The 21,802-nt window shown below is 69.1% G+C and carries 23 protein-coding genes; 5 read left to right on the top strand and 18 right to left on the bottom strand.

Going from position 1 to position 21,802, the window contains the following annotated elements; genetic code table 11:
• Positions 1-8 precede the first annotated feature (8 nt).
• The 12 genes from EGK63_RS11810 to EGK63_RS11755 are packed head-to-tail and all read right to left on the bottom strand — an operon-like array spanning position 9 to position 10,773.
• Positions 9-659 (bottom strand): hypothetical protein, encoded by a 651-nt coding sequence (locus EGK63_RS11810; RefSeq protein ID WP_125901641.1) that lies wholly within the window; start codon positions 657-659, stop codon positions 9-11.
• Complete coding sequence (locus EGK63_RS11805; RefSeq protein ID WP_165906593.1) at positions 659-1,156, bottom strand: hypothetical protein; 498 nt, start codon at positions 1,154-1,156, stop codon at positions 659-661. Before EGK63_RS11805 ends, EGK63_RS11810 begins: the two co-directional genes overlap by 1 nt.
• Entirely contained in the window at positions 1,153-2,472 is a 1,320-nt protein-coding gene (locus EGK63_RS11800; RefSeq protein ID WP_125901639.1) for a FliI/YscN family ATPase, read from the bottom strand. Before EGK63_RS11800 ends, EGK63_RS11805 begins: the two co-directional genes overlap by 4 nt.
• Entirely contained in the window at positions 2,469-3,080 is a 612-nt protein-coding gene (locus EGK63_RS11795; protein WP_125901638.1) for a FliH/SctL family protein, read from the bottom strand. The genes EGK63_RS11800 and EGK63_RS11795 overlap by 4 nt, the downstream gene beginning before the upstream one ends.
• Positions 3,077-3,613: a hypothetical protein gene (locus EGK63_RS11790; protein WP_125901637.1), complete on the bottom strand. Its 537-nt coding sequence runs from the start codon at positions 3,611-3,613 to the stop codon at positions 3,077-3,079. Before EGK63_RS11790 ends, EGK63_RS11795 begins: the two co-directional genes overlap by 4 nt.
• Positions 3,610-4,332, bottom strand: coding sequence for a type III secretion system inner membrane ring lipoprotein SctJ (gene sctJ / locus EGK63_RS11785; RefSeq protein ID WP_125901636.1), 723 nt, complete (start codon positions 4,330-4,332; stop codon positions 3,610-3,612). Before sctJ ends, EGK63_RS11790 begins: the two co-directional genes overlap by 4 nt.
• An 11-nt stretch (positions 4,333-4,343) precedes the next feature.
• Positions 4,344-4,742 carry a hypothetical protein gene (locus tag EGK63_RS11780; protein WP_088411497.1) on the bottom strand — a complete coding sequence of 133 codons (399 nt, stop codon included), beginning with the start codon at positions 4,740-4,742 and terminating at the stop codon, positions 4,344-4,346.
• 26 nt (positions 4,743-4,768) lie between these two features.
• The gene (locus EGK63_RS11775) at positions 4,769-5,077 is read right to left on the bottom strand and encodes a hypothetical protein (protein ID WP_112999251.1); all 309 of its coding nucleotides are present in this window, start codon (positions 5,075-5,077) and stop codon (positions 4,769-4,771) included.
• A gap of 24 nt (positions 5,078-5,101) precedes the next feature.
• Entirely contained in the window at positions 5,102-6,259 is a 1,158-nt protein-coding gene (locus EGK63_RS11770; RefSeq protein ID WP_125901635.1) for an FHA domain-containing protein, read from the bottom strand.
• 6 nt (positions 6,260-6,265) lie between these two features.
• Complete coding sequence (sctC, locus tag EGK63_RS11765; RefSeq protein WP_125901634.1) at positions 6,266-8,185, bottom strand: type III secretion system outer membrane ring subunit SctC; 1,920 nt, start codon at positions 8,183-8,185, stop codon at positions 6,266-6,268.
• Between the two features lie 15 nt (positions 8,186-8,200).
• Complete coding sequence (locus EGK63_RS11760) at positions 8,201-10,225, bottom strand: flagellar biosynthesis protein FlhA (RefSeq protein WP_125901633.1); 2,025 nt, start codon at positions 10,223-10,225, stop codon at positions 8,201-8,203.
• Positions 10,226-10,278: 53 nt separating this feature from the next.
• Positions 10,279-10,773 carry a lytic transglycosylase domain-containing protein gene (locus EGK63_RS11755; protein WP_125901697.1) on the bottom strand — a complete coding sequence of 165 codons (495 nt, stop codon included), beginning with the start codon at positions 10,771-10,773 and terminating at the stop codon, positions 10,279-10,281.
• 491 nt (positions 10,774-11,264) lie between these two features.
• On the opposite strand from EGK63_RS11755, the gene EGK63_RS11750 reads away from it, so the two are divergent.
• From EGK63_RS11750 to EGK63_RS11730, 5 genes are all read left to right on the top strand, one after another.
• Positions 11,265-12,476 carry a flagellar biosynthesis protein FlhB gene (locus EGK63_RS11750; RefSeq protein ID WP_125901632.1) on the top strand — a complete coding sequence of 404 codons (1,212 nt, stop codon included), beginning with the start codon at positions 11,265-11,267 and terminating at the stop codon, positions 12,474-12,476.
• Positions 12,473-12,871 carry a flagellar biosynthetic protein FliO gene (locus EGK63_RS11745; protein ID WP_125901631.1) on the top strand — a complete coding sequence of 133 codons (399 nt, stop codon included), beginning with the start codon at positions 12,473-12,475 and terminating at the stop codon, positions 12,869-12,871. Before EGK63_RS11750 ends, EGK63_RS11745 begins: the two co-directional genes overlap by 4 nt.
• Before the next feature lie 89 nt (positions 12,872-12,960).
• Positions 12,961-13,623 (top strand): hypothetical protein, encoded by a 663-nt coding sequence (locus EGK63_RS11740; RefSeq protein ID WP_125901630.1) that lies wholly within the window; start codon positions 12,961-12,963, stop codon positions 13,621-13,623.
• Between the two features lie 93 nt (positions 13,624-13,716).
• A complete protein-coding gene (locus EGK63_RS11735) occupies positions 13,717-14,475 on the top strand; it encodes a DUF6683 family protein (protein WP_125901629.1) in 759 nt (252 codons plus the stop codon).
• A gap of 279 nt (positions 14,476-14,754) precedes the next feature.
• Positions 14,755-15,726 carry a hypothetical protein gene (locus tag EGK63_RS11730; RefSeq protein WP_125901628.1) on the top strand — a complete coding sequence of 324 codons (972 nt, stop codon included), beginning with the start codon at positions 14,755-14,757 and terminating at the stop codon, positions 15,724-15,726.
• Positions 15,727-15,746: 20 nt separating this feature from the next.
• On the opposite strand, the gene EGK63_RS11725 is transcribed toward EGK63_RS11730, so the two are convergent.
• Genes EGK63_RS11725 through EGK63_RS11700 form a run of 6 tightly spaced genes read right to left on the bottom strand, consistent with a single transcriptional unit; the run spans position 15,747 to position 21,724 of the window.
• Positions 15,747-16,628 (bottom strand): RDD family protein, encoded by an 882-nt coding sequence (locus EGK63_RS11725; protein ID WP_243637672.1) that lies wholly within the window; start codon positions 16,626-16,628, stop codon positions 15,747-15,749.
• Positions 16,618-17,622, bottom strand: a complete 1,005-nt coding sequence (locus tag EGK63_RS11720; RefSeq protein ID WP_243637671.1) for a stage II sporulation protein M — start codon at positions 17,620-17,622, stop codon at positions 16,618-16,620. Before EGK63_RS11720 ends, EGK63_RS11725 begins: the two co-directional genes overlap by 11 nt.
• Positions 17,619-18,935 (bottom strand): DUF58 domain-containing protein, encoded by a 1,317-nt coding sequence (locus tag EGK63_RS11715; RefSeq protein ID WP_125901626.1) that lies wholly within the window; start codon positions 18,933-18,935, stop codon positions 17,619-17,621. Before EGK63_RS11715 ends, EGK63_RS11720 begins: the two co-directional genes overlap by 4 nt.
• Positions 18,932-19,888, bottom strand: coding sequence for a MoxR family ATPase (locus EGK63_RS11710; RefSeq protein ID WP_256375788.1), 957 nt, complete (start codon positions 19,886-19,888; stop codon positions 18,932-18,934). Before EGK63_RS11710 ends, EGK63_RS11715 begins: the two co-directional genes overlap by 4 nt.
• Entirely contained in the window at positions 19,875-21,101 is a 1,227-nt protein-coding gene (locus tag EGK63_RS11705; protein WP_125901625.1) for a DUF4350 domain-containing protein, read from the bottom strand. Before EGK63_RS11705 ends, EGK63_RS11710 begins: the two co-directional genes overlap by 14 nt.
• On the bottom strand, positions 21,098-21,724 hold the full coding sequence (locus EGK63_RS11700) for a DUF4129 domain-containing protein (RefSeq protein ID WP_125901624.1): 627 nt from the start codon (positions 21,722-21,724) through the stop codon (positions 21,098-21,100). The genes EGK63_RS11705 and EGK63_RS11700 overlap by 4 nt, the downstream gene beginning before the upstream one ends.
• Between the last annotated feature and the right edge of the window lie 78 nt (positions 21,725-21,802).

Genomic DNA, 21,802 nt, shown 5'->3' with positions numbered 1-21,802 from the left:
ATCATGGCTCACCGCACCCCGTCCGGCGGGCGATGCTCGCTGTCGGGATCGGCGGGGGCGACGCGCACCTCGGACACGGCCACGCCGCGCGCCTCCAGCCGACGGCGCATCAGCTCCAGCGCGCGCTCCAACTCGGGCGTCGGTCGCTGGTGGGCCGCCAGTTGCAGCGTCAGGCCGCCGTCGGCCAGCCGCATCACCCCGAACCCGGCCAGAGCCAGGGTCCGGTCGGTGAACTGCACCTGCATGCCCTTGGCGGCGTCGGCCTGGGCCGCCAGCCAGGCCTTCTCCATCATCGACGCCATGGCTTCGACGTCGCCGGTAAAGCCCGCCGCTGCGGCGGGACCGCCCTGGACGGCGTTCAGGCCGGTCGCCCCCGCGATGTTCAACTGGCCCTCGGCCTTGTCCGCCTTGTCGTCGGCCTTGGCCTCTTCGCGCGGCGCGTCGTCGGGGCGGTCGCGGACGGGGTCGGCGTCTTCGTCGCGGCGGGCGAAGCGGGGCTGGCGCTCGCCGGCTTCGAGCGCATGGCGGCGCGCAGCGGCTTGGTCCAGGGCGGCCTCGAAGGCGCCGCCGCTCCAGGCCGAGGGGGCGGGGCCGGCGGACCGCGCGGCGGGCGCGGGCGCGGGCCGGGCGGGGGCGGAGTTGTTCACGGCGTCGGCCATCAGGCGCGGCCTCCCATAAGCAGTTGCAGGCGGGGGCGGCCCCGTTCCTCGAAATCGAGCTGTTCCTGGTCCTCGCGACGCCCGGCGCGCTGGGCCACGGCGCGGCGCAGTTGGCCGTCGACGGCGTCGTGGCGCGCTGTGGCGCGCATCAGGGCCCGCAGAGCCTGGTCCCGTTCAGCCTGGGCGGCCTCGACCGCCCGCTGATCTTCGGCGCGAGCCTCTGTTTCGGCCTCGCGACGGTCGGCGATCAGGCCGCGTCGCGACAGGGCGCCTTCGATCAGGCGCGCGTCGCCGCCCGCGCCCGAGGCGAACCATTCGTCCAGGGTCTCGATGTGGCGGCCCAGGGCGGCGATGGACTCCTCGCGCGCCATGAGCACCGCCTGCGCTCGGGCCAGGGCGTCCTGGGCGACGGCGACCAGGCGGCGCGCGGCCTCGACCCTCTGCGCCCGCAGCCGGGCCAGGCGCCGCAGCAGGGTGATGCGGTCGCGCCCGCTCATGACGCGGCCTCGGCCAGCTGGGCCAGGGCCGCCTCGGCCCCCACGCCTTCATGCGCGCCCTGCTGCAACAGGGCGCGAAGGGCGGGCATTCGCTGCACGGCCTCGTCGGCCAGGGGATCGCCGCCGGGCTTGTATTCGCCGATCTGCAGCAGGAACTCGATCTCGGCGTATTTGGCCAGCCAGGCTCGGACCTTGCCCGCCGCCGCCTGATGCTCGGGCGAGGTCACGCGGGGGAAGACGCGGCTCAGGCTCGTCAGCGGGTCGATGGCCGGATAGTGGTTCGCCTGCGCCAGCTTGCGCGACAGATAGACGTGGCCGTCCAGGATGGAGCGGACCTCCTCGCCGATGGGGTCGCCGCCTTCCTCGTCCTCGATCAGCACGGTGTAGAAGGCGGTGATGGAGCCGCCCTCGATCGCGCCCGCCCGCTCGAACAGCCGGGGCAGTTCGGCGAAGACCGACGGCGGAAAGCCGCGCCGCACAGCCGGTTCGCCGACCGACAGGCCGATCTCGCGCAGCGCGCGGGCGAAGCGGGTGACGGAGTCCATCTGCAGCATGACGCGCAGGCCCTGGGCGCGGAAACCTTCGGCAATGGCGGTGGCGGCGTGGGCGGCGCGAACGCGCTCCATCGCCGGGCGGTCTGAGGTGGCCACCACCACGACCGAGCGGGCCAGACCTTCCGGCCCCAGGCTGTCGTCCAGAAACTCGCGCACCTCGCGCCCGCGCTCGCCGATCAGGGCGATGACGTTGACGTCGGCGGCGCAGTGGCGGGCGAACATCCCCATCAGGGTCGACTTGCCGCCGCCCGCCATGGCGAAGACGCCGACCCTCTGGCCCACGCCGACGCTCAGCAGCGTATCGACCGCGCGCACGCCGGTCGGGAACAGGGCGCTGATCGGCGGTCGGGCCAGCGGATTGGGCGCGTCGGCATAGACGTCGCGCAGGGCGACCGGCCCCGCGATGGGGCCCAGGCCGTCCAGCGGGCGGCCGAAGGCGTTGATGACCCGGCCCAGCAGACCGGGGCCGCTGGGGACTTCGGTCCGATCGTCGGCGGCGATGACCTCGGCTTCGGGGCCGAGGCCGTTCAGGCTGGTCAGGGGCGTCAGTATGGCCGCGCCGTCGCTCAGGCCCACGACCTCGGCCTTGACCACGGGACCGCCGGCGGGGTCGCGGATCTCGACCTGCTGGCCGATGCGGGCGTTCAGCCCGGTGGCGCGCACGGTGGTGCCGAAGGCCTGAACGACCCGACCGCGCCGGTCCAGGGTGCGGGCGCGGCGCAGGGCGTCGTGCAGGCGCAGTTCGACGGCGTCGTGGCTCATGCGGCGCGCTCCCGCTCAAAGGCGCGCTCTAGGGCGGCGAGCTGGACTTCAAGTCCGGCGTGGCTGCGTCCGGCGGCGGTTTCGATGACGCAGTCGCCGGGGGCCAGGGCGTCGTCAGGGCGCACCTCGATTGCCGCGCCGATGGGCCACAGCCGGGTCGAGACGGCGCCGACGCCGTCGGATGCGACGTGAACCACGACCGGCGCCTCGGGCAGGACATCCTTCACCGCCCGCTCGGCCAGGGCCGCCAACACGGCCTCGGGCGCCAGTTCGGCGGCGATGCGGCGCACTACGTCCAGCGCCAGACGGCCGGCGGTCTCACGCAGGCGCTCGCGTTCGGCCTCCATCTCGCGGTGCAGGCGGGCGGCGCGTTCGGCGACGTCGCGCGCGGCGGCGGTCAGCCCGGCCTCATAGCCGGCGGCGTAGCCGTCGGCGCGGCCCGCCTCGGCTTCAGCGGCGCGATGGGCCTCGACCTCGGCCAGCCGCGCCTGGGCCTGCGCCAGAAGTTCGACGGCCGTTTCGACGACGGCGCGCTCCTCGCGGCGAATGACGGGGCGGTCGGTCATCAGGGCTGCGTCGGGCGCGGCGGCGATCAGGTGAAAACTCATGCGGCGATCCCGCAAAGGGTCAGGGCCAGACGACGCGCGGCCTGGGCCTGGTCGGCGTCGAGGCGCAACAGGGGCGGGGCCAGGCCGTCGGCCAGCCGCCGGGCCGTCTCGCCCGACAGACCGGCCAGAAGGGCGGCGGCGCCCAGGCCTTCCAGCGCCTCGGCGTCCAGCGCGCCGACCGGCGGCGTCTCGGGCCGCTGGGCGGGCGGCAGAGCCAGGACTGCGTCCAGCGCGCCCTCGCCGATGCTGCGTCCGACGACGCCGAGCATCCGTCCGTCGATGCTGGCCGCCAGCCGCTCGGCCAGCAGCACGGCGCCGCAGGTGGCGGCCAGCCGGCGACGCTCGTTCAGCGGCAGGGCGGACCAGGCGGGCGCCTTCAGGATGGCGGCGTAGTCCACCGGCGCGCGCGGCGGCGTCAGTCGGCGAGCCAGGATGCGGGCGCGCGGCGAGCGCGCGACGTCACCCGCGCCGTCGAGGGCGCGGGCCCGGCGCCAGAGGGCGGCGCGTTCGGTCCTGGCGGCGTCCGGCGTCAAGCCTCGCCTCGCTTGGCGTCTGCCTTGGCGCGTGGCTTGGGTCGCCGATAGAGGCCGTAGATGCCCAGTCCCGCCGCGCCCAGGATCAGCACGCCCAACGGCAGGCTGAGCTGGGTGACGGCCGGCGCCTGCGGCTGGGTCAGGACTTCGGACGCCGGGAAGGCGACGACCGTGACCTTGTCGTAAGGCAGGCCCTCGATCGAGTTGACCACCAGGGCCTTGATCGAACCGGTCTGGGTCGAGATGTCGTAGTCGGGTCGATGTTTGATGAAGACCGAGGCGGAGGAGGGCGGCTTCTCCTGCGCCAGGGGATCGCTTTCCGGCACGGCGATGTGGACGCGCGCCTGCACCACCCCGTCGATGGAGGAGATGGTCTGGCCCAGCTCCTGCTGCAGCGCGTACATCATGCGCATGCGCTGCTCCATCGGCGAGGAGACGAAGCCCTCCTTCTGGAAGACCTCGCCCATGCTGGCGAAGTTCTGGCGCGGATAGCCCCGGTCGTGCAGCAGGGCGACGGCGCGGGAGAAGTCGCCGCGATCGGCCTTCAGCACCCAGTTGTCGCCGTCGCGGGTCTTGGAGGCGTCCAGCCCCTGAGCCTTGAGCACGGCGACCATCTCATTGGCGTCGCGTTCCGTCAGGCCGCCGTAAAGCTCCTGCTGGCCGCAGGCGGCGAGCAGAAGGGCCGCGCCCGCGAGGGCGGCGAGCGATCGGATTCGCATGACCGCCTCCCTCAGGACTGTTGCCGGAACAGCTGCTGCAGGCCGTCCGAGGTGCGGTTGGCCATGTTGGAGGTGAGCTGGCAGTTGAACATGAACTCGTGCGCGCGGACGGTCATCATGACCATCTCGCCCGGCGTCATGCCGCCGGCCTTGCCTTCGGCAGCCTGGGCCAGGGCGGCGAGGTCCGAGGCCTGACCGTTCACCTGCTCCAGGGCGCCCATCATGGTCTTCATGACGCCGTTGGGCTCGGTCGGGGCGGCCGGGGCCGACAGGGGCGTGACGTGCAGCAGGTTCTGGAACTGCACCGCCTGACTGAGGGTGGCGTTGTAGGCGACGTCGATCTGCTGCGTCTGGGGTTGCAGCATTTCGGGCGGCATGGCCGCTGCGGCGGCCGAGGCTTCGAAGGACATGGGCCCCTCCTGTTGGAATGAAGGGCTCAGTTCTTGCGAGCCATGGTCTCCAGCGCCTTGCCGACGGAGTCGGTCGAGGTGGAGGAGGAGTTGGCCATGAAGTTCATGCGCATCGACTCGGCGGTCAGCATGGCCATGGTCGAGGGCTTGTCCTCGCCGCCCGGTCCGATCTGCTCGGACAGTTCGACGATGCGGCCGGCCTGGGCGTCCAGGGTTTGACCCCACGAATGGGCCATGGCCTCGAACCAGGAGCCGGGGCGGGCCTTGTCGCGCTCGCTGTTCAGGCCGGGCGAGACGGCCAGCATGCCGAGGCCGTTCAGACTTTGGGATGACATGGGTATTCTCCTTTTGGGCTGGGGTCAGAAGTTGAGTTCGGAGCGGGAGCCGTTGCGCTCGACCAGGACGCGGGTGTCCTCGATCGAGACGATGCGGTGGCCGGTCGGCAGGACGGCGCCGGGGAAGTAGCGGGCGCCGTCGGCGGTGGTGACGTGGCCGCGCTCGCCGCCGATCACCGACACCACGCGCTTGCCGCCGCCCTGCTGAATGTCTTCGAAGCGGCCGCCCTCGTCGGCGCCGGGCAGCATGCTGACGTCGATGCGGCGCAGGCCCTTGATCTCGCCCATCGCCAGACGCTCCAGGCGGGCGGCCTCGTCCGGGTCGCTGCCGGTGACGTCCAGCCGCACCATGCCCGCGCCGACCGAGCGCGCGGCCGCCTTCACGCCGTTGGCGAGGTAGAGCTCCTCCACCTGACGGGCGATGCCGTCGTGGGTCTGAAGCTCCAGGCGGGGGCGCCATTCGCGGGCGGCCAGGATGCGTTGCAGACGCACGCGCTCGGCGTCCGAGGCCAGCATTCCCTCAATGCGCAGATCGCCCGCCTCGGTCTTGGTGACGACCAGCTTGTCGAAGCCTTCCTCCGACAGGACGGCCTGGACCTTGGCGGGCTTGGGCTGCGACTTGGGCCAGGCCGGGACGCCCGTGCTGACGGCGAACAGGGCCGAGACGGTGATGACGGCGATCAGCAAAACCGGAACGAACTTGGCCGAGCGCGACACCAGGGCGTTGGTGTTGTTCAGCAGATATTGCCAGTTGCGGCCGTCGCCAGCCGGGGCGTCGTCCTCTTCGCCGTCATCGTCCGGCAAGGGGCGGGCGGCGGCCAGGATGCGTTCGGCCTCGCTCCAGCGCGGGCTCTCGGCCTCGCCGATGGCGACGGCGTTGTCGCCGATCAGCAGCGGCAGATAGAGGGGCAGGATGGCCTGGGCCGGGGCGGTCAGCTCGTGCCCCAGCAAGGTCACGGCGCCGGACGTCAGCTCCAGATCGGCGGCGTCCGCTCGCGCCTTCAGCGTCAGCCGCACCCCCTCGGCGCTGGCGTCGCGCAGGACGATGTCGGCGTCGAGGTCATGGCCGACGGCGATGACGCGGCCGCGCTCCAACGGCGCCGAGGCGCCGCGCACGCGCCCGGCCAGGACGCGAAGGACCAGGCTTTCGATCTCGGGTGCGGCGACGGCGTCGGCAGGCATGGCGGATCAGTCCTTGGCCGGTTCATAGGGGGTGAAGCCGGGCGGCGGCGCTTCGCGCACGGCGACGATCGGCGTGGCGGCCGGGGCGGGCAGAGGGTCGTTCGGCGCCGACCCCTGATTGAAGCCCATGCGCGATCCGCCCTTGGGCAGGGCCGGGGCGGCGGGCAGGGGCTGGGTCTCGGGCGAGCCGGGAATGGCGCCGAAGTCCAGGCGCGGCGCAGGCGATTCCTCGCCGATGGAGGCCAGGCGCGGCGTGATCAGGAACAGGCGCTCGATCCGGCCCGTCGAACGCTCCGAACGGCGGAACAGCAGGCCCACCGCCGGGATGTCGCCCAGCACCGGCACCTTGGTCACGGCGTTGACGTCCTGCTGCACCACCATGCCGCCCAGCAGCAGGCTCTGGCCTTCCAGGATCATGGCCTGGGTGTTCAGGGCCGCGCGCTGCACGACCGGGATGTCGTCGACGTCGGCGTCGGTCAGGGAGCCGTCCTCGATCTGGATCTGCATCCGGATACGGGTCTGGTTCTGGTCGCGCAGGACGTGCGGCGTGACCTTCAGCGTGGTCCCGGCGGTGACATTGTAGAGGTCGACGTCCCGCTCGCCTTCCAGGCCGACGTAGAAGCTGCGGGTGTTCTCGAACAGGGCCTGGACGTTCGACAGGGTGACGATCTGCGGCCGCGAGACGATACGGGCGACGCCTTCATCCTCCATCGCCGTGATGCGCGAGACGAAGTAGTCGCCGTTGCCGATGATGGTCGAGATGGCCAGGCCGTTGTTGCGCGGGGTGATGTCCTGGCCCCGGCGCAGGCGGTCGTCGTTGCGCGTGCCGTCGCCGAACAGGATGCCGCCGCGACCGTCGTCGAAACGCCAGCTGATGCCCAGCTGACGCGCACGGGTCGTGTCGATGTCGATGATGGTGGCCTGGATTTCGAGGAGCTGAGGCTCCTTGTCCAGGGCGGCGATCAGCGCCTCATAGGCCCCCATGCGCTCGGCCGTGTCGCGCACGATGACGGCGTTCAGGCGCGTGTCGGCCTGGATGCGCGCATGCTGGACCGGCGCGCCGCCCGCCATCTGTTCGTCGGCCAGGGCCAGGCCCAGCGTGTCCGGCGTCGGGGTGAAGCCGCCGTCGACATAGCTGGCGTCCATCAGGCCGTTCTGCGCCGCGCCTTGCGACGCCAGGCCCTGACCGCGCAGGCCCCCGACGCGCGGCGAGCGGCGCGTTTCGATGCGCCGGGCGACGGCGCCGTTCGGGTCGTTGCTGACCATGGCGCGCAGGATGGAGGCGACGCCCGGAATGGTGACTTCGCTCTGGGCCGTCTCGAAGGTCACGTCATCGGCCCAGGCGTAGCGCAGGGTGAAGACGCGGTATTCATAGGTCGGCTGGGCGGCTTCGGCCCGAGCGCCGGGCCCGGCGCGGGCGATCTCGTCGATCTGCTGGATGAAACGGCGGGTGCCGTTGGCGACCAGCATCTGCCCGGCGGGCTGCAGGGTGTTGCGGCTGTCCAGCAGGCCCATTTCCTGCGCCGTGGCGCGCACGCGGCGCAGCATCTGCGGCGAGGCGGGGATGGACTGGCTGGTCAGTTCGGAGGTCTGATAGATGTAGACCGCCCCGCCGTCGTAATAGGCCACCAGGTCGAAGGCGTCCGCCACCTGGCTGAAGATGGTCGAGGCCGGGCCGCTGAAGGCGCCGTTCACCGTGCCGCGCAGGTTGGGGCTGATGATGACCGGCACGCCCAACTGGCCGAAGAAGCTCTGCAGGAACTGACCCACCGGCTGCTCGCGCGGGGCGATCTGCAGGGTCTGGTTGCCGATCGGCGGGTCGCCCGCCGCAGCGGGCGCGGACAGGCCGAGCAGCGTGGCCGCGGAGGCCATGGCCAGGAGGGCGGTCTTGAAGCTCTTGCGGGCGGTCGGCGTCTTGATCGTCATGCAGGGTCCGTCGTTTCAGGCCGCAGCGGCCGTGGAGGCGGGGGGAGCGGAGGGGGCGGGAACAGCCGCCGGCGTCGCCGCGTCGAGGTCGGGCAGGGCGACCCGGCCGACGATCTCGAGCTTCAGGCTGGGCAGCAGCTCGTGGAACGACAGGGCGGGCGTGTCGAACAGCTGGGGCTCGACCAGCTTGCGGATGTGACGGCGCAGGTCGATGGCGGCCAGCACGGCGTCGGCGTCAGTGTCGCGCACCGTCTTCTGCACGGCCTCGATGATCTGGCGGGCCATGTCCGGCTCCAGCGCCAGCTGCTGACCGGCGCCGCCGACGCGGATGGATTCGCGCAGGTGCTTCTCCAGCGCAGGCTCCAGCACGGCGGCCTTCAGCACGCCGTCGGGGGCGTAGCGGTGGCTGATCTGGCGACGCAGGGCCACGCGGGCGAACTCGGTCAGGGCCAGCGGATCCTTCTCGCGCTGACCGGCGTCGGCCAGGGATTCCAGGATGTCGCGCAGGTTGCGCAGCGGCACCTCTTCCTCGGCCAGGCGGCGCATGATCTCGGCGATGCGGGCCAGGGGCAGGGCGCGCGCCACCTCCTTGACCACCTCGGGATAGCTCTCGCCCGCGCGGTTCAGCAGGGTCGAGGCCTCCTGGATGCCGATGAACATCCCCGCGTTGCGGCGCAGCAGGCCGCGCACGCCGGCCAGGGTCGCCTCCAGCGCGTCCTCGGCCGGGCCGGGATCGCCCGCGCCCAGGGGCGCCTCGAACGCCATCAGCCGCCAGCGGTCCGTCGCCTCGGCCGGGCCGTAGCGCACCGTCACGCGCGGCAGGGCCACGCCCAGAGAGGCCTCGAACTCGTCCAGCAGGGTCTCCAGGGCGGCGGTCAGGCGCTCCGGATCGGTCGCGCGCAGGGCGCGGCCGTCGATCTCCAGCAGCAGAGGCGTCATGGCGGCGCCTTCGGTCGGCCGTGTCTGGGTCGAGGCGATCGGTCCTTCGGTCTCTGCGGACGAGCGGCCGGTCAGAGCCCTCACCTTGCGCCCGGCCGACTTGCGCCAGCGCGGCTCGATCATGATGGAGGCGGTCATGGCGACCGCGCCCAGCAGCAGGAAGACCACGGTCGGAAAGCCCGGCACCAGGGCCAGAAGCCAGCACATCCCGCCCGCGACCAGGAAGACCTTGGGCTGGGCCGACAGTTGGCGGTGCATCGAGGCGCCCAGGTGGGCGTCGGTCTCGGAATCGCCGCCGCGCGTCACCAGCAGGCCCGCCGACATGGCCGCCAGCAGGGCCGGGATCTGCATCACCATGCCGTCGCCGATGGTCAGGATGGAGTATTTCTGGACTGCCGCGCCGAAGTCCATGCCGTTCTGCAGCATGCCCACGGCCAGGCCGCCCAGCAGGTTGATCACCACGATGATGATCCCGGCGATGGCGTCGCCCTTCACGAACTTCATCGCGCCGTCGAGATTGCCGTTCAGCTTGCTCTCCATCTCGAGCAGGCGGCGGCGGCGCTTGGCCTCGTCCTTGTCGATCAGGCCCGAGCGCAGGTCGGAATCGATCGACAGCTGCTTGCCCGGCATGGCGTCCAGGCTGAAGCGGGCGGCGACCTCGGCCACCCGTTCGGCGCCCTTGGCGATGACGATGAACTGCACGACGGTGATGATCAGGAAGACCACCAGGCCGACGACCAGATTGCCGCCCGCCACCATGTTGCCGAAGGTGTTGATGATCGCCCCGGCGTGGCCTTCCAGCAGGATCATCCGCGTCGTCGCGATCGACAGCGCCAGCCGGAACAGGGTCGTGATCAGCAGCAGGCTGGGGAAGACCGAGATGTCGACGATCGAGGCGATGTAGATCGACACCAGCAGCATCACCACGCCCGCGCTGATGTTGATGGCCACCAGGGCGTCGATCGCCAGCGACGGCAGGGGCATGATCATCATGGCGATGATCGCCGCCACGCCCGCCACCAGGAACAGGTCCGAATAGCGGCCGACGCCTCCGCCGTTGTGGCGCAGGCCCAGCAGTTTCAGCGGGCTGGCGAAGGACATGGACGCGCCTTGTGGCTGCCGGCGGATCAGGCCGAGCGGGAGATCGGTGAGAACTATCGGAAGGAGGAACGGCGGGCGGTGAGGAGCTGGTCGTAGCGAGCCATGACCTTGCGGACGTAGTCCTGGGTCTCGCGATAGGGGGGGATGTTGCGGCCGTAACGCTGCACGGCGCCTTCGCCCGCGTTGTAGGCGGCCAGCACCAGGCGCAGGTCGTTGCCGAACAGGCCCTGAAGCGTCTTCAGGTAGCGCGAGGCGGCGCGAATGTTGGTTTCCGGCTCGTGCAGCCGCATCTCGTCGGCGACGCCGAAGCGGCGGCCGGTGGCGGGCATCACCTGCATCAGGCCGCGCGCGCCGACGGGCGAGCGGGCGTTGGGATTGTCGGCGGATTCCACGCTGATGATCGCCTGCAGCAGGGCGGGATCGATGTCGTGCTCGCGCGCCGCTGCTGCGATCAGATCGCCGTGCGGCGGCCTGCCGCGATCTGGTCCTGAGCCGGTCGTGGAACTTCGCGGTTTGTAAAAAACAACGGTTTCCGAGGAACTGATCACCTCGGTCGGCGACTCATTGTCGTAGATCAGCAGTTGCTGCGCCGCCCGCGTCTCTCGCTGGGCGTGTGCCGAGCAAGGCCCTGATCCGAGCGCTCCGCTTCCCAGAGCCAGGGAAAACTGGCTGACGGAAGCGGCTGAAGCGACCAACTGCGACGAGGTAGCGCTACAGTCTTCCGCAATTGCGTAATTATTCCATACAGTAATTATAAGTATTACTGTGCCTGTTGTCGAGCAAAATTGTCCCACTTCGTATTTCGCCCGAAGCTATGTGAATTTCGATCTTGTGTGACAGCGATATTATTGCTCATGAATGTTGTCAACGAGATCGGTAATGAAAATTTTTGCCAGTAGGGTTAACCCTAGCTTGCTTTTTTTCTGAAGCGGTCAGGGTGCTGATAAAGTGTAAGCTTGACCATAAGCTGTGCCGTTTCTGTATTCGGCAAAGCTTGTTTTTGATGTTTTTCATCCCTGTTCGATGAAGCGGAGCGCGCGTGGCGGAGAAGAACGACGGCGGCGACAAGACAGAGCGGCCGACACCGAAACGGCTTCAGGACGCGCGCAAGAAGGGCGACGTCGCTAAGAGCAAGGACGTCGGCTCCACCGCCGTGCTGCTGGCCTGGCTGCTGGTCGGCCTGATGCTGGCGGGGGCGGTGTTCGCGAATTTCGCCGCCCTGTTCGACGATGTGTTCCGCGTGATGGACCAGCCGTTCGGCGACGCCTTCGAACAGGTCGCCTGGTCGGCGGCGCGGCGGTTCGTCTATCTGACGGCGCTGCTGCTGTTGCCGGTGGCCCTGTTCGCGTCGCTGATGGAGTTCCTGCAGACCGGGCCGGTCTTCACGCTGGAGAAGATGACGCCCAAGCTGGACCACCTGAACCCCGGCGAGGGGCTGAAGCGGATGTTCAACACCGACAACCTGTTCGAGGTGGCGAAATCGCTGGTGAAGACAGTCCTGCTACTGGGGCTGGCGGCGCTGATCCTGTTCGGCCAGTTCGACCGCATCCTGCGTCTGCCCGCCGCCCAGCCGGGCGAGGTGCTGGGCGCGTTCGGCGCGGCGGGCTTTCACCTGCTGGGCTGGACCCTGGTGGTCTTCGTCTTCGTCGCCATCCTGGATTCGGCCTATCAGCGCTTCAGCTTCATGAAGCGGCTGCGGATGAGTCGTCGCGACATCCGTCAAGAAGCCAAGGACATGGAGGGCGATCCCACGGTCAAGGCGCGGCGCCGCGAACTGGCTCAGGAGTGGGCGCAGTCCAGCGCCGTCGGGTCCGTGCGCGGGGCCGCCGCCCTGGTGGTCAATCCGACCCACATCGCCGTGTCCCTGGCCTATGATCCCGGCGAGCACGTGGTGCCGGTGGTGGCGGGCAAGGGCGACGGCCTCATCGCCCGCGCCATGCGCGGCATGGCCGAGCGCGAAGGGGTGCCGATCATCCGCAACGTCCCTCTGGCCCGCGCCCTGCATGAACAGGTGCCGGTCGAAGCCGTGGTGCCCGAGGACATGTTCGCCGCCGTCGCCGAAGTGATCCTGACGGCGCGCCGCCTGCGCGACGAGGTTGCGCGAGGCGAAACGCTTGAACCGGTTGATCTGACAGCTGAAGGCGAAGGCCGAGGCGACGCCGCCGTGCCCGAAGCCGCAGCCGCGCGCCGAGCCCCGCTCTTTCCCGCCATGCCGGACGACGGCGTGGCTTCCCCCTCGGAGACGCAATGACGCCCTTCGCCCTGCTGATGGACTTCCTGACCGTTCTGGTCGCCCTGGCCCTGGTGCTGGGCCTAGCCTTCTTCTCGATCCGCATGTTGAAGAAGGTCCAGAGCGGCGCGCCCAGCGACGACGAGATCCGCTTCATCCGTTCGCTGCCGCTGGGAACACGCGAGCGGGCGACGGTGGTGGTCTGGCGCGACGAAGTGCTGCTGCTGGGCGTCACGGCGGGGGGGATCACCGTCCTGGACCGGCGCGCTCGCACGGCGGAAGAAATCGCCGAGGACGCGGCCCGCGCCGAGGCTGCGCGGGCTCAGGCGGCGGCCGTCTCCGCCCGCGTTCCGCCGCGCCTGCGCCGTTGGCTAGGGAAGTCCCTAGCTGGGGAACGGCCTGACTACCGAGGATAGGGGACGGGTGCTTTCGTGAGGTCGTCGGGGTTTCCGGGCGAGGCGCCTGGCCGGCGAACCGGAAACGCACACTTATTCGGAGAAAGATCATGTTCGGCATCGGCGGCGGCGGCTTCAACATCGGCAGCCTCATCAGCCAGGCGGCCCTGGCGGTCGCGACGGGCGGCACATCGGCGCTGGTTCAGGCGGCTCTGACCCAGGTCGTGTCGTCCATCGGCCAGCAGGTTCTGCAGCAGGTCGGTCAGGCTCTGGGCCTTCCGCAGTCGGTGATTGATCTGTCGATCGGCGCTTTCGCGGCGGCGACGGGCAATACGGCAGGCGCCTTCCAGAGCATCGGTGAATCCGCCGCGGGTCTGGCTCAGGCCACAGGCGGCGGCGCCTTCGAAGCCGGCGGCATCGAGCGCCAAATGAACGACATCGTTCAGGATCTGGTCGACAAGACCCTGGAGAAGGCCCGCACCGGCGGCCGCGATGAAGAAGGCAACGCCATCCCCGGCGGCCTGAACGGCAAGAGCTTCATGCTGCGTCTGGCCTTGGCGCTGGGCAGCGTCCTGGACGCCAAGATGGAGCGCATGGCCGAGATCGGCGAGAAGATCGATGCCGAAAGCCAGAAGAAGAAGCCCAAGATGGGCAGCCTGTCCGCCGAAATGACGGCTGTCGGCAAGGAGTTGGACTTCGTGTCCCAGGCGCTGAACAACGCGCTGAAGTCGATCGGCGAATCCGCTTCGACCCTGGCTCGCAAGCAAGGCTAGGACTGAACGGGCTGATTTGTGGAACGGCGGGCGAAACCATCGCCCGCCGTTGTGCTTTTGAGGAATGAGCGTTTTTGCAGTGGAGAGGCGGAGATGAGCGGCAAGCAGGTGTTTCTGGCGGGAGCGGTCGCAGCGGCGCTGCTCTGCGCGTCTCAGACACAGGCCCAGGACTACGCCTTCCAGGGCTTCGCGACGGCGGAAGCGATGAACCAGATGCACGCCGCCATGCGCGACAACATGATGGAGTCGTCGTCTGATGCTCGCTCTCCGTCGCGAGGCGGGGTCGCTGCGGGTGCGGCGGCATCGGAACGTCGCCCGGCCGCGACGGGCCGCACCACCTATCAGTCGTCGCCGGCGGTCACGCAGCGCGTCAAGCGCCAGTTCGCGGACTTCGTGCGTTCGACAGGCGGGGACGGCCCGGGGATTGCGGCGGCGATGGACCAGCAGGATTTCTTCGCCCGTTGGGGGCGACACGTCGCACAATACGGCCTGCGTCGCGGCGACGTCGCGGACGCTATGACCGCCTACTGGATGCTGAACTGGCAGATCGCCAACGACGTGCGAACTGTGAGCAGGACTCAGGTTCAGGGCGTGCAGGCTCAGGTTCGAAACATTATGGGCAGCAATCCTGCGTTCAGCGGACTCAACAACGCCCAGAAGCAGGAAATGGCTGAGGTATTGATCTTGAACTTCATTGCCCAGAGCGTCGCTTATGAGGACGCTATGCGGGACAATGATGTGGCGATGCAGCGTCGTCTGCAGAATGCGGCGACGACGCGGTTCCGTAATGAGATGAACGTGGATCTGCGCCAATTGCGGTTGGGCGGCAGCGGGTTTACAGCCGCCTCTTGAAAGGGGCAGGGCGACAGCCCGAAGGCCAATCCCGCGTCTGAAGTTTCGCATGATCCGTCGTCTTCGGGCTTTCTTGCCTATGGGGCGATTGGATTGGTGTTGGCAGGGTTGGCCGCCGCGGCCCTGGGGGCGGGGTTGCGTTTCAGGCGCCGAAACCGCTGATGAGAACCTCATGGTCTGATCGGCGCTGACCGTGAACGCTTGAAGTTCCGTCAAAAGGGACTGGTCAATCTGGCGTTGCAACGTTAGGCCGGAGGTGAAGCAAGAGGGGGCGTGATCGTGCGTGGCGAAGTTCTGACATTCGATCAGACGACTGGGATGGGGGCCATCCTGGGCGACGATACGACGCGTTACCTGTTCAACGTCACTCAGGTTCGGACGCCCTTGCCGCTGACGCGCGGTCAGAAGGTCGATTTCGTTCCCATGCCGGATTCGCAGGCGGCCGAGATTTTCGCCTTGCAGTCCTCCACGCCGGCGGCCTGGACATCGCAGGTCGTCAATCGGGGCGGTCAGTTCGACCTGGGGCGCGTGATCCAACGCACCTTCTCGACCATCCGTGATAACGCCGCGATCTTCTTCGGCGCGGCGGCGATTATGGTGGGTATTCCCAGCACTCTCATGGGAATTGGCCAGACGTCGTTCGTGACCGGCTATTCTCCGACCGGCCTATTGGCCATGGGCGCGGGCTGGGTGTTCTATCTGGTGGGCATGTTCATGCTTCAGGGCATGGTGGTGAAGGCGGCGGTCAACAGTTTCAACGGCAAGGCGACATCCTTCGGCCAGGCGTTCGACGTGGGCGTGAAGATGTTCCTGCCCCTGCTAGGCGTGGCCATTATCGCCGCTCTGGGCGCTGGGTTGGGCTATCTGGCCCTGATCGTGCCGGGCGTGATCATTTCCGTGATGTGGTCGGTCGCATCGTCCGCAGTGGTGGTCGAGAAGAGAGGCGTGCTCGAGAGTTTGCAGCGCAGCCGGGATCTGACGCGCGGCTATCGCTGGAACGTGTTCGGTCTGATGGTCATCTATGTAATTCTTTCGTGGATCATCGGGGCGGCGATCGGCGCGCTCGGACTGGCCACCGGAGGCAGCTTCCTGGACGGCAGCCCGAACCTTTGGGTCAACGTAGTCTCGGGCGTGCTGGTCAATATCCTGTCGTCCGTGGTCGCTTCGGCCGGCGTGGCGGCGCTCTATTACGAACTGCGGACCGTCAAGGAAGGAGCCGGGCCTGAGGCTCTGGCCGCCGTCTTCGACTGACCAGGACGGATCAGGCGGGGTCAGACGTCGTGCTTGTCCCTGCGTCGCACGCCCATCAGCAGCTTCTGTTCCAGTCGGCCTCGCAGGGCGGCGTAGTAGGCGCTGAGGAAGTCGCGATCCGTCTGATGCTGATCGCGAGCCCATCCGATCTTGGTCATGATGCGGTCGGCTACGGCGCGCATGGTCTTGCGCTCTCCGGTGCGAAGGACGGACTCCAGGACGTGCAACTCCTTGGCTCCATATGCATCCAGTTGAGCCAGGGTGAAGTCGTGGCCCGCCATCCGCTCGGATCTGTCGTCAGCCATGTCGCGGGTCAGTTTGCGGCGCGGCGTACGCACCACCCAGGTGCCGCCGACCAGGTCGCCCAGGCGCAGCCGATCCCGGTTGAACAGGGGGAAGAAGACGAAGATCGCCGCCCAGACGAAGGCCAGAAGATACATCCAGCTATCGACCCCGCCCTGGCCCGCCTGGGTCACCAGCAAGGACAGCGGCAGGAAGACCTCCAGCTCGCGCATGGCGTTGCGCGCGAACACCGATTCCGCCCGCAGACGTCCGCCGTCGCGTGAGGCGACGCGCAGCCCCATCACCCGCTTGCCGGGCGTGGCGGCTGCGGCCGACAGTTCGAAGGCGGTGAAGTAGAAGTTTCTGAGCAGGAAGAAGACCACCAGCCATAGCACGGCGATCAGTTCTGCGCCCGCTCGTCCGGCGGCGCCTATGGCGCCTACGCCGGTGAAGATCAGGGCCAAGGTGAAGGCGATCAGCACCCCCATGATGATCCCGGCGTCCAGCAGGAAGGCCGCCGCTCGCTGTCCGGCGTCGCCGATGTTCAGCCTCAGGTCCACGCCCTCGGGCGTGACGAAGGGGCGTTCGGTCTTGTCGACTTTTACGACCTCAGCGGACACGGGGGATCTCCCGTCTTGGGCCATAGAAGTAGAGCCCCCAGATCAATGCTGTTAGGCCCGCCACGGCGTAGCGCAGACCGGTGTCGGCGATCAGCTGCCGCCCGAAACCCTCCAGAAGCCCAGCCAGCAGCAGCATGACGACGACCCCGCCCATGACGACGCCGGCGGTCCGCCCGGCCTGGACGGCGGCGTCCAGGCGATGGGCCCGTCCGGGGAAGGCGACGGCCCAGCCGATCCTCAGACCCGCGGCGCCGGCCAGGATGACGGCGAACAGCTCCGTCACGCCGTGGATCAGCAACCAGCCGCCCAGTTCGAAGCCCAGGCCTCGGCTGGCGAACAGGGCGAAGAAGGCGCCCAGCGTCGCTCCGTTGTAGAGGATCAGCAATCCGGTCGGCAGGCACAGGGCGAATCCCAGAGCGAAGGCCAGCAAGGCGACCTGGGCGTTGTGGGTGAACAGGAAGGCCGCAAACACCGACAGGCCGTCGGCGTTGTCCGTCCCGTCCAGGGTGGCGCGCAAGGTGGCGGTCGATGCGCCCGGATCGCGCCCGCCGGCCAGATCGCCCGGCACGAAGGCGTAGAACCATTCGGGATCGTGCATGACCAACCAGCCGCCGACGACGGCGCCCAGCAGCATCAGGGCGGCGGACACCAGGGTCTCGCGCCACAAGCCCTTCACCGAGGCGGGCCAATCATGGCGGAAGAAGGCGGTCGTGCGGTCTCGCAACGTCGCTCGCGACCCATAGACGAAGAAGTAGGCCCGCGCCGACAGCGTCTCTAGATAGTCGATCAGCCCCTGATCCAGCGAGGTCTCGCGCGCCACCGACAGGGCCGACAGGGTCGAGCGGTACAGCACCGGCACGGCCAGGATCTCTTCATCAGTCAGTTTGGACGCCGAACCCTTTTCGGCCTTGTCCATCAACCGCTCCAGGCGGCGCCAGTCCTCTTCACGGGCCTGGCGGAAGCGTTGGCTTTTCAGCAGGGGGGCGTCAGTCACAGCAGATCCCTCCGCTTCAGGTCCAGATAGGCGTTGACCGCCTCGGGCCCGACCTGATCGGCGGGGGCGTCGACGATGTGGGCGCCCATGCGGCGCAGGCGGCTGATGACCGTTTCGCGCTCGCGCAGCAGGCTGGCGGCGACGACAGCGCGCGACACGTCCTCGGCCGTTTCCGGCGCGGCGGCGGCCAGGGCCTCCAACTCTTCGTCGCGCAGGACGACGAACAGCACCAGATGGCGTTTCAGCAACCGGCCCAGAGACTCGATCATCAGCTCGGCGGCGGTGGAATCGGTGAAGTCGGTGAAAACCACGATCAGGGATCGGCGCTGGAGCTGTCCTGACAGCGTGGCCAGGGCCAGGGTGTAGTTGGTCTCGTGGGTCGAATAATCGACGCGACCGGCGACCGTCTGCAGGGTTCGGAAGGCGTTCATGCCGCCGACGGCGCCGGTCGATAGGCGCGGGCGGGAATCGAAGGCGAACAGGCCCGCTCGATCGCCCGAACGTAGGCAGGCGTAGGACAGCAGCAGGGCCGCGTGAATGAAACGGTCGACACGCGGCATGCCGTCGACCGGCTCGCAGGCGGCGCGTCCGCAGTCCAGGGCCATGATGACGTTGTGGTTGCGCTCGGTGCGGAACTCCTTGGCCAGCAGGGCCGCGTGGCGGGCCGACTGCTTCCAGTCGATGGCGCGCCGATCCATGCCGGGTTGATAGTCGCGCAGGGCTTGGAATTCGGCGCCTTCGCCGATGTCCAGCTGGGCCTTGGCCCCGAACAGGGCGTCGCGGGCGAACAGGCGCACCGCCTGATCACGCACCCACTGCAGGTCGGTCAGCACCGGCGCCGACAGATCCAGGCGGAACGTCTTCTGCTTCCAGGCCAGACCCATCGGTCCGCGCCAGCGCACCCAAAGCTTATGCAGCGCCGCGTCGCCGCGTCGTTCGGGCGTGAAGGTGAAGGCGAGGGAGGCGACATGGCTACGCACCCCGGCCTGGCGCGGGGCGTTGTCCACGCCCAGTTTGGCCTCGCCCGACAGGGCGGCTTCGACCTGATGCGGCGCGCGGCCCTGCGCGGCGAAGCGCGCCGTCAGTCCGACCAGGCCCGGTCGTCCGACGGCGGCGCGCACCGGCTCGGGCGGGTCCAGCGTCAGGCTAGAGCGCGAGCCGCTCAGCAGGGCGTCCAGCGCGAACAGCAGCAGCACGCCGGCGATCCAGACCGGACCGGCCAGCCAGCCGACGGGCGTCAGCACGCCCGCCAGCAGGGCGACGGGCGCTCCCGCCGCCAGGACCGTCACCGCACGTCGGGTCGGATAGATCACCGGGGCGCCGCCACCTGGTCCACCAGGCCGGCCAGCACCTGCTCGACGCGACGGCCTTCGATCTCGGCCGCAGGCGACAGCACCAGACGGTGGCGCAGGGCCGGGATCGCCAGTTCCTTCACGTCATCGGGAATGACGTAGTCGCGACCGTCCAGGGCGGCGCGGGCGCGGGCGGCGACGGCCAGCATGGCCCCGGCGCGCGGCGAGGCGCCCGTCTCCACATCGGCGGAATCGCGCGTGGCCCGCACCAGGGCGGCGATATAGCCGACGACCTCGTCCGTCAGCCGCACCTGAGCCACGGCGTCCACGGCGGCGGCGATGGCGGCGCTTTCGGCCACGGTTTCGACGCCCAGGGCGACGGGGTCCATCTGGCCTGTGCGCGACCCGTGGGCGGCGATGATGGCGCGCTCCTGCTCCAGATCGGGATAGTCGAGGACGTGCTTGAACAGGAAGCGATCCAGCTGCGCCTCGGGCAGCGGATAGGTGCCCTGCTGCTCGATCGGGTTCTGGGTGGCGACCACGGTGAAACGCGGGCTCAGCGCATGAGTCTGGCCGTCGATGGTGATGCGGCGTTCCTGCATGGCTTCCAGCAGGGCGGCCTGGGTCTTGGGGGGAGTGCGGTTGATCTCGTCCGCCAGCAGCAGCTCGCAGAAGATCGGCCCGCGCGTCAGGGTGAAGCTGGACGTCTGGAAGTTGAACAAGTTCGATCCCAAGATGTCGCCCGGCATCAGGTCCGGCGTGAACTGGATGCGGCCGTAGTCCAGCCCGACCGAGCGGGCGAAGCTTTGCGCCAGCAGGGTCTTGGCTGTGCCGGGCGGTCCTTCCAGCAGGACGTGGCCGCCTGCAAACAGGGCGGTCAGCAGCAGATCAACGGCGCCGTCCTGGCCCACCATGGCCTTGGCGATCTCGGCGCGGATGCGCTCGGCGATCGTCTTCACCTCATTGACGTGCACGGGTCAGCTCCTGGTTCCAGCGATAGAGGGCGGCGGCGACCCGCATCAGGTCGCCTGGGGTCTTGGCCGCCCGAGCCTGATCGGCCAGGGCGGAATAGGTCGAGTGCGCGCCGGTGGTCCGGCTGACGCGGTCGAGGAAGGCGTCCAGTTCGGCCTCGCTCAGGCGACGCGGGGCGCCGATGGCGCGAGCGACGGCGGCGCGGGTCAGCAGGGCGTAGGGCGCGGCCATGTGATGCTCGCGCCGGGCCAGCCGCACCAGCCCCGCCGTATTGTCGGCCAGCCCGCGCTTGCCCAGGGCGATGGCGCGGCCGCTCTCGCGCGCCGGGCCGAAACGCACCACGGCCTGATAGCCTGCGAAGGCCGCCAGCGCCGCCAGCACCAGCGTCATACCCAGCAGCGGCGGCTCCAGCATCAACCGCAACAGGCTGCGCGTGCGCTGCATCCCGTGCAGCGTCAGATCGAAGATGACCGGCGCGTCCTTCGCCCGCACGACGTCTAGCAGGGCGATGGCCGTGCGCGCGCCGTTCAGCGTCTTCAGCCCGTGGGTGCTGAGCAGGTCGGCGTCGGCCAGCACATAGACTCGCGTGGTCGCGTGTCTGGCCAGAACGGGGCGATCCTGATCGTCCGTCACGACAGGAACCCAGTCAGGGCCGGACAGGGTCTTCAGCGCATCGACATCCACTGGCGCGCCGAGGGGCGTGCCGTCAGGGCGTTTCAAAGCAACGGTCACGCGGCCGTCGCGCGATTGCAAACGGGCGCCCTGACGCAAGTGTTCGCTCAGCGGCGCAAGTGAGGTCTGGGCAGGCAGCAAGCCCATTGTGCGAACCCATCCAGGGTGCTTGGGGTCGGGCGTCGCGTTCCACTTGGGCAGGACGATCAGAGTCGCGCCGGCATGGTTGATGTCGTCGATCTGCTCGGGTTGGGTGCTCGGTGTTGGCGTCAGGACCAGCAAGCTTTCGTCCGAGGACGGCGTCAGGCGGCCTCGGCTCATCGTCACCGGCACGCCGAGGTTTCGCAGCAGGGCCGGCATGGCGCCGAAGCCGGTCGAGCTGCGAGACAGGGCGTGGCCGCCGCCGTCATCGCCGGATTTCAGTTCAGGCGCATAGGCCGACAGCACGCCCAGCCCGGCCAGGGCGACGACGCTGACCAACAGCACGCTGATGATGACCACGGGCGAGAAGGCGTTCCCGACCGCCCTGGCGGACCGGCTCATGCGCGCCAGCCTTCGGGCAGGGCGAAGGCCTCATAAGCCTGACGACAGTCGGCGAAGTCCTGGGCGCCCACGGCGGCCCCGCCGAACAGGCTGCGCTCCACCACCTTGCCGATCCGCTCGAAAGCAGGTCGCGCCGCCTCGGGCAGGGCCTTCAACCGAGCGATCTCGCGCGAGGTCAGCGACACGCGCAGGGCGCGCGGCTGGTGCTTCTCGATGTCCTGAACGCTGCGCAGCAGCAGCAGGTGCGCCGCGTCGGCGTATTGCCCGCGCGCGGCCAGGGCGTCGGCCTCGGACAGCAGGTCGCGCGCCGCCTGAGCGTCGGGCCGCCAGTCAGTCTCAATCGGGACAACCGGCTTGACGGGCTTGGCGGCGGGTCTCCGCAGCCGCAGGATCTCGCGTACGATGGCGTAAAGGATCAGCCCCGCCAGCAGAGCCAGCCCGATCCAGAACACCCACTTCAGAACAGGCGCCAGGAACTCCAGGGCTTCACCGATCCAGCGTAGCCAGCCGGGCGTGGGCGGAGGGTCGAAATTGGCGCGATCGAACTGAAGCGATGAATCCTTCAGCAACGTCGCATGGGCCTGGGCGACCTTTTCGCCAGAAGCCGAAGCCTCCCCCTGCATCCCAACGTTCCTCGACCCCATGGCTCATGCCATAGAGGCGGAAAAGCTCAAGTCAACTGCGGATGGCTGCCCAGGGCT

Source organism: Brevundimonas sp. 357 (assembly GCF_003938605.1).
Classification (GTDB): domain Bacteria; phylum Pseudomonadota; class Alphaproteobacteria; order Caulobacterales; family Caulobacteraceae; genus Brevundimonas.
Note: the sequence above shows the minus strand (reverse complement) of the source record. Positions and strands in the feature narration are given on the sequence as shown.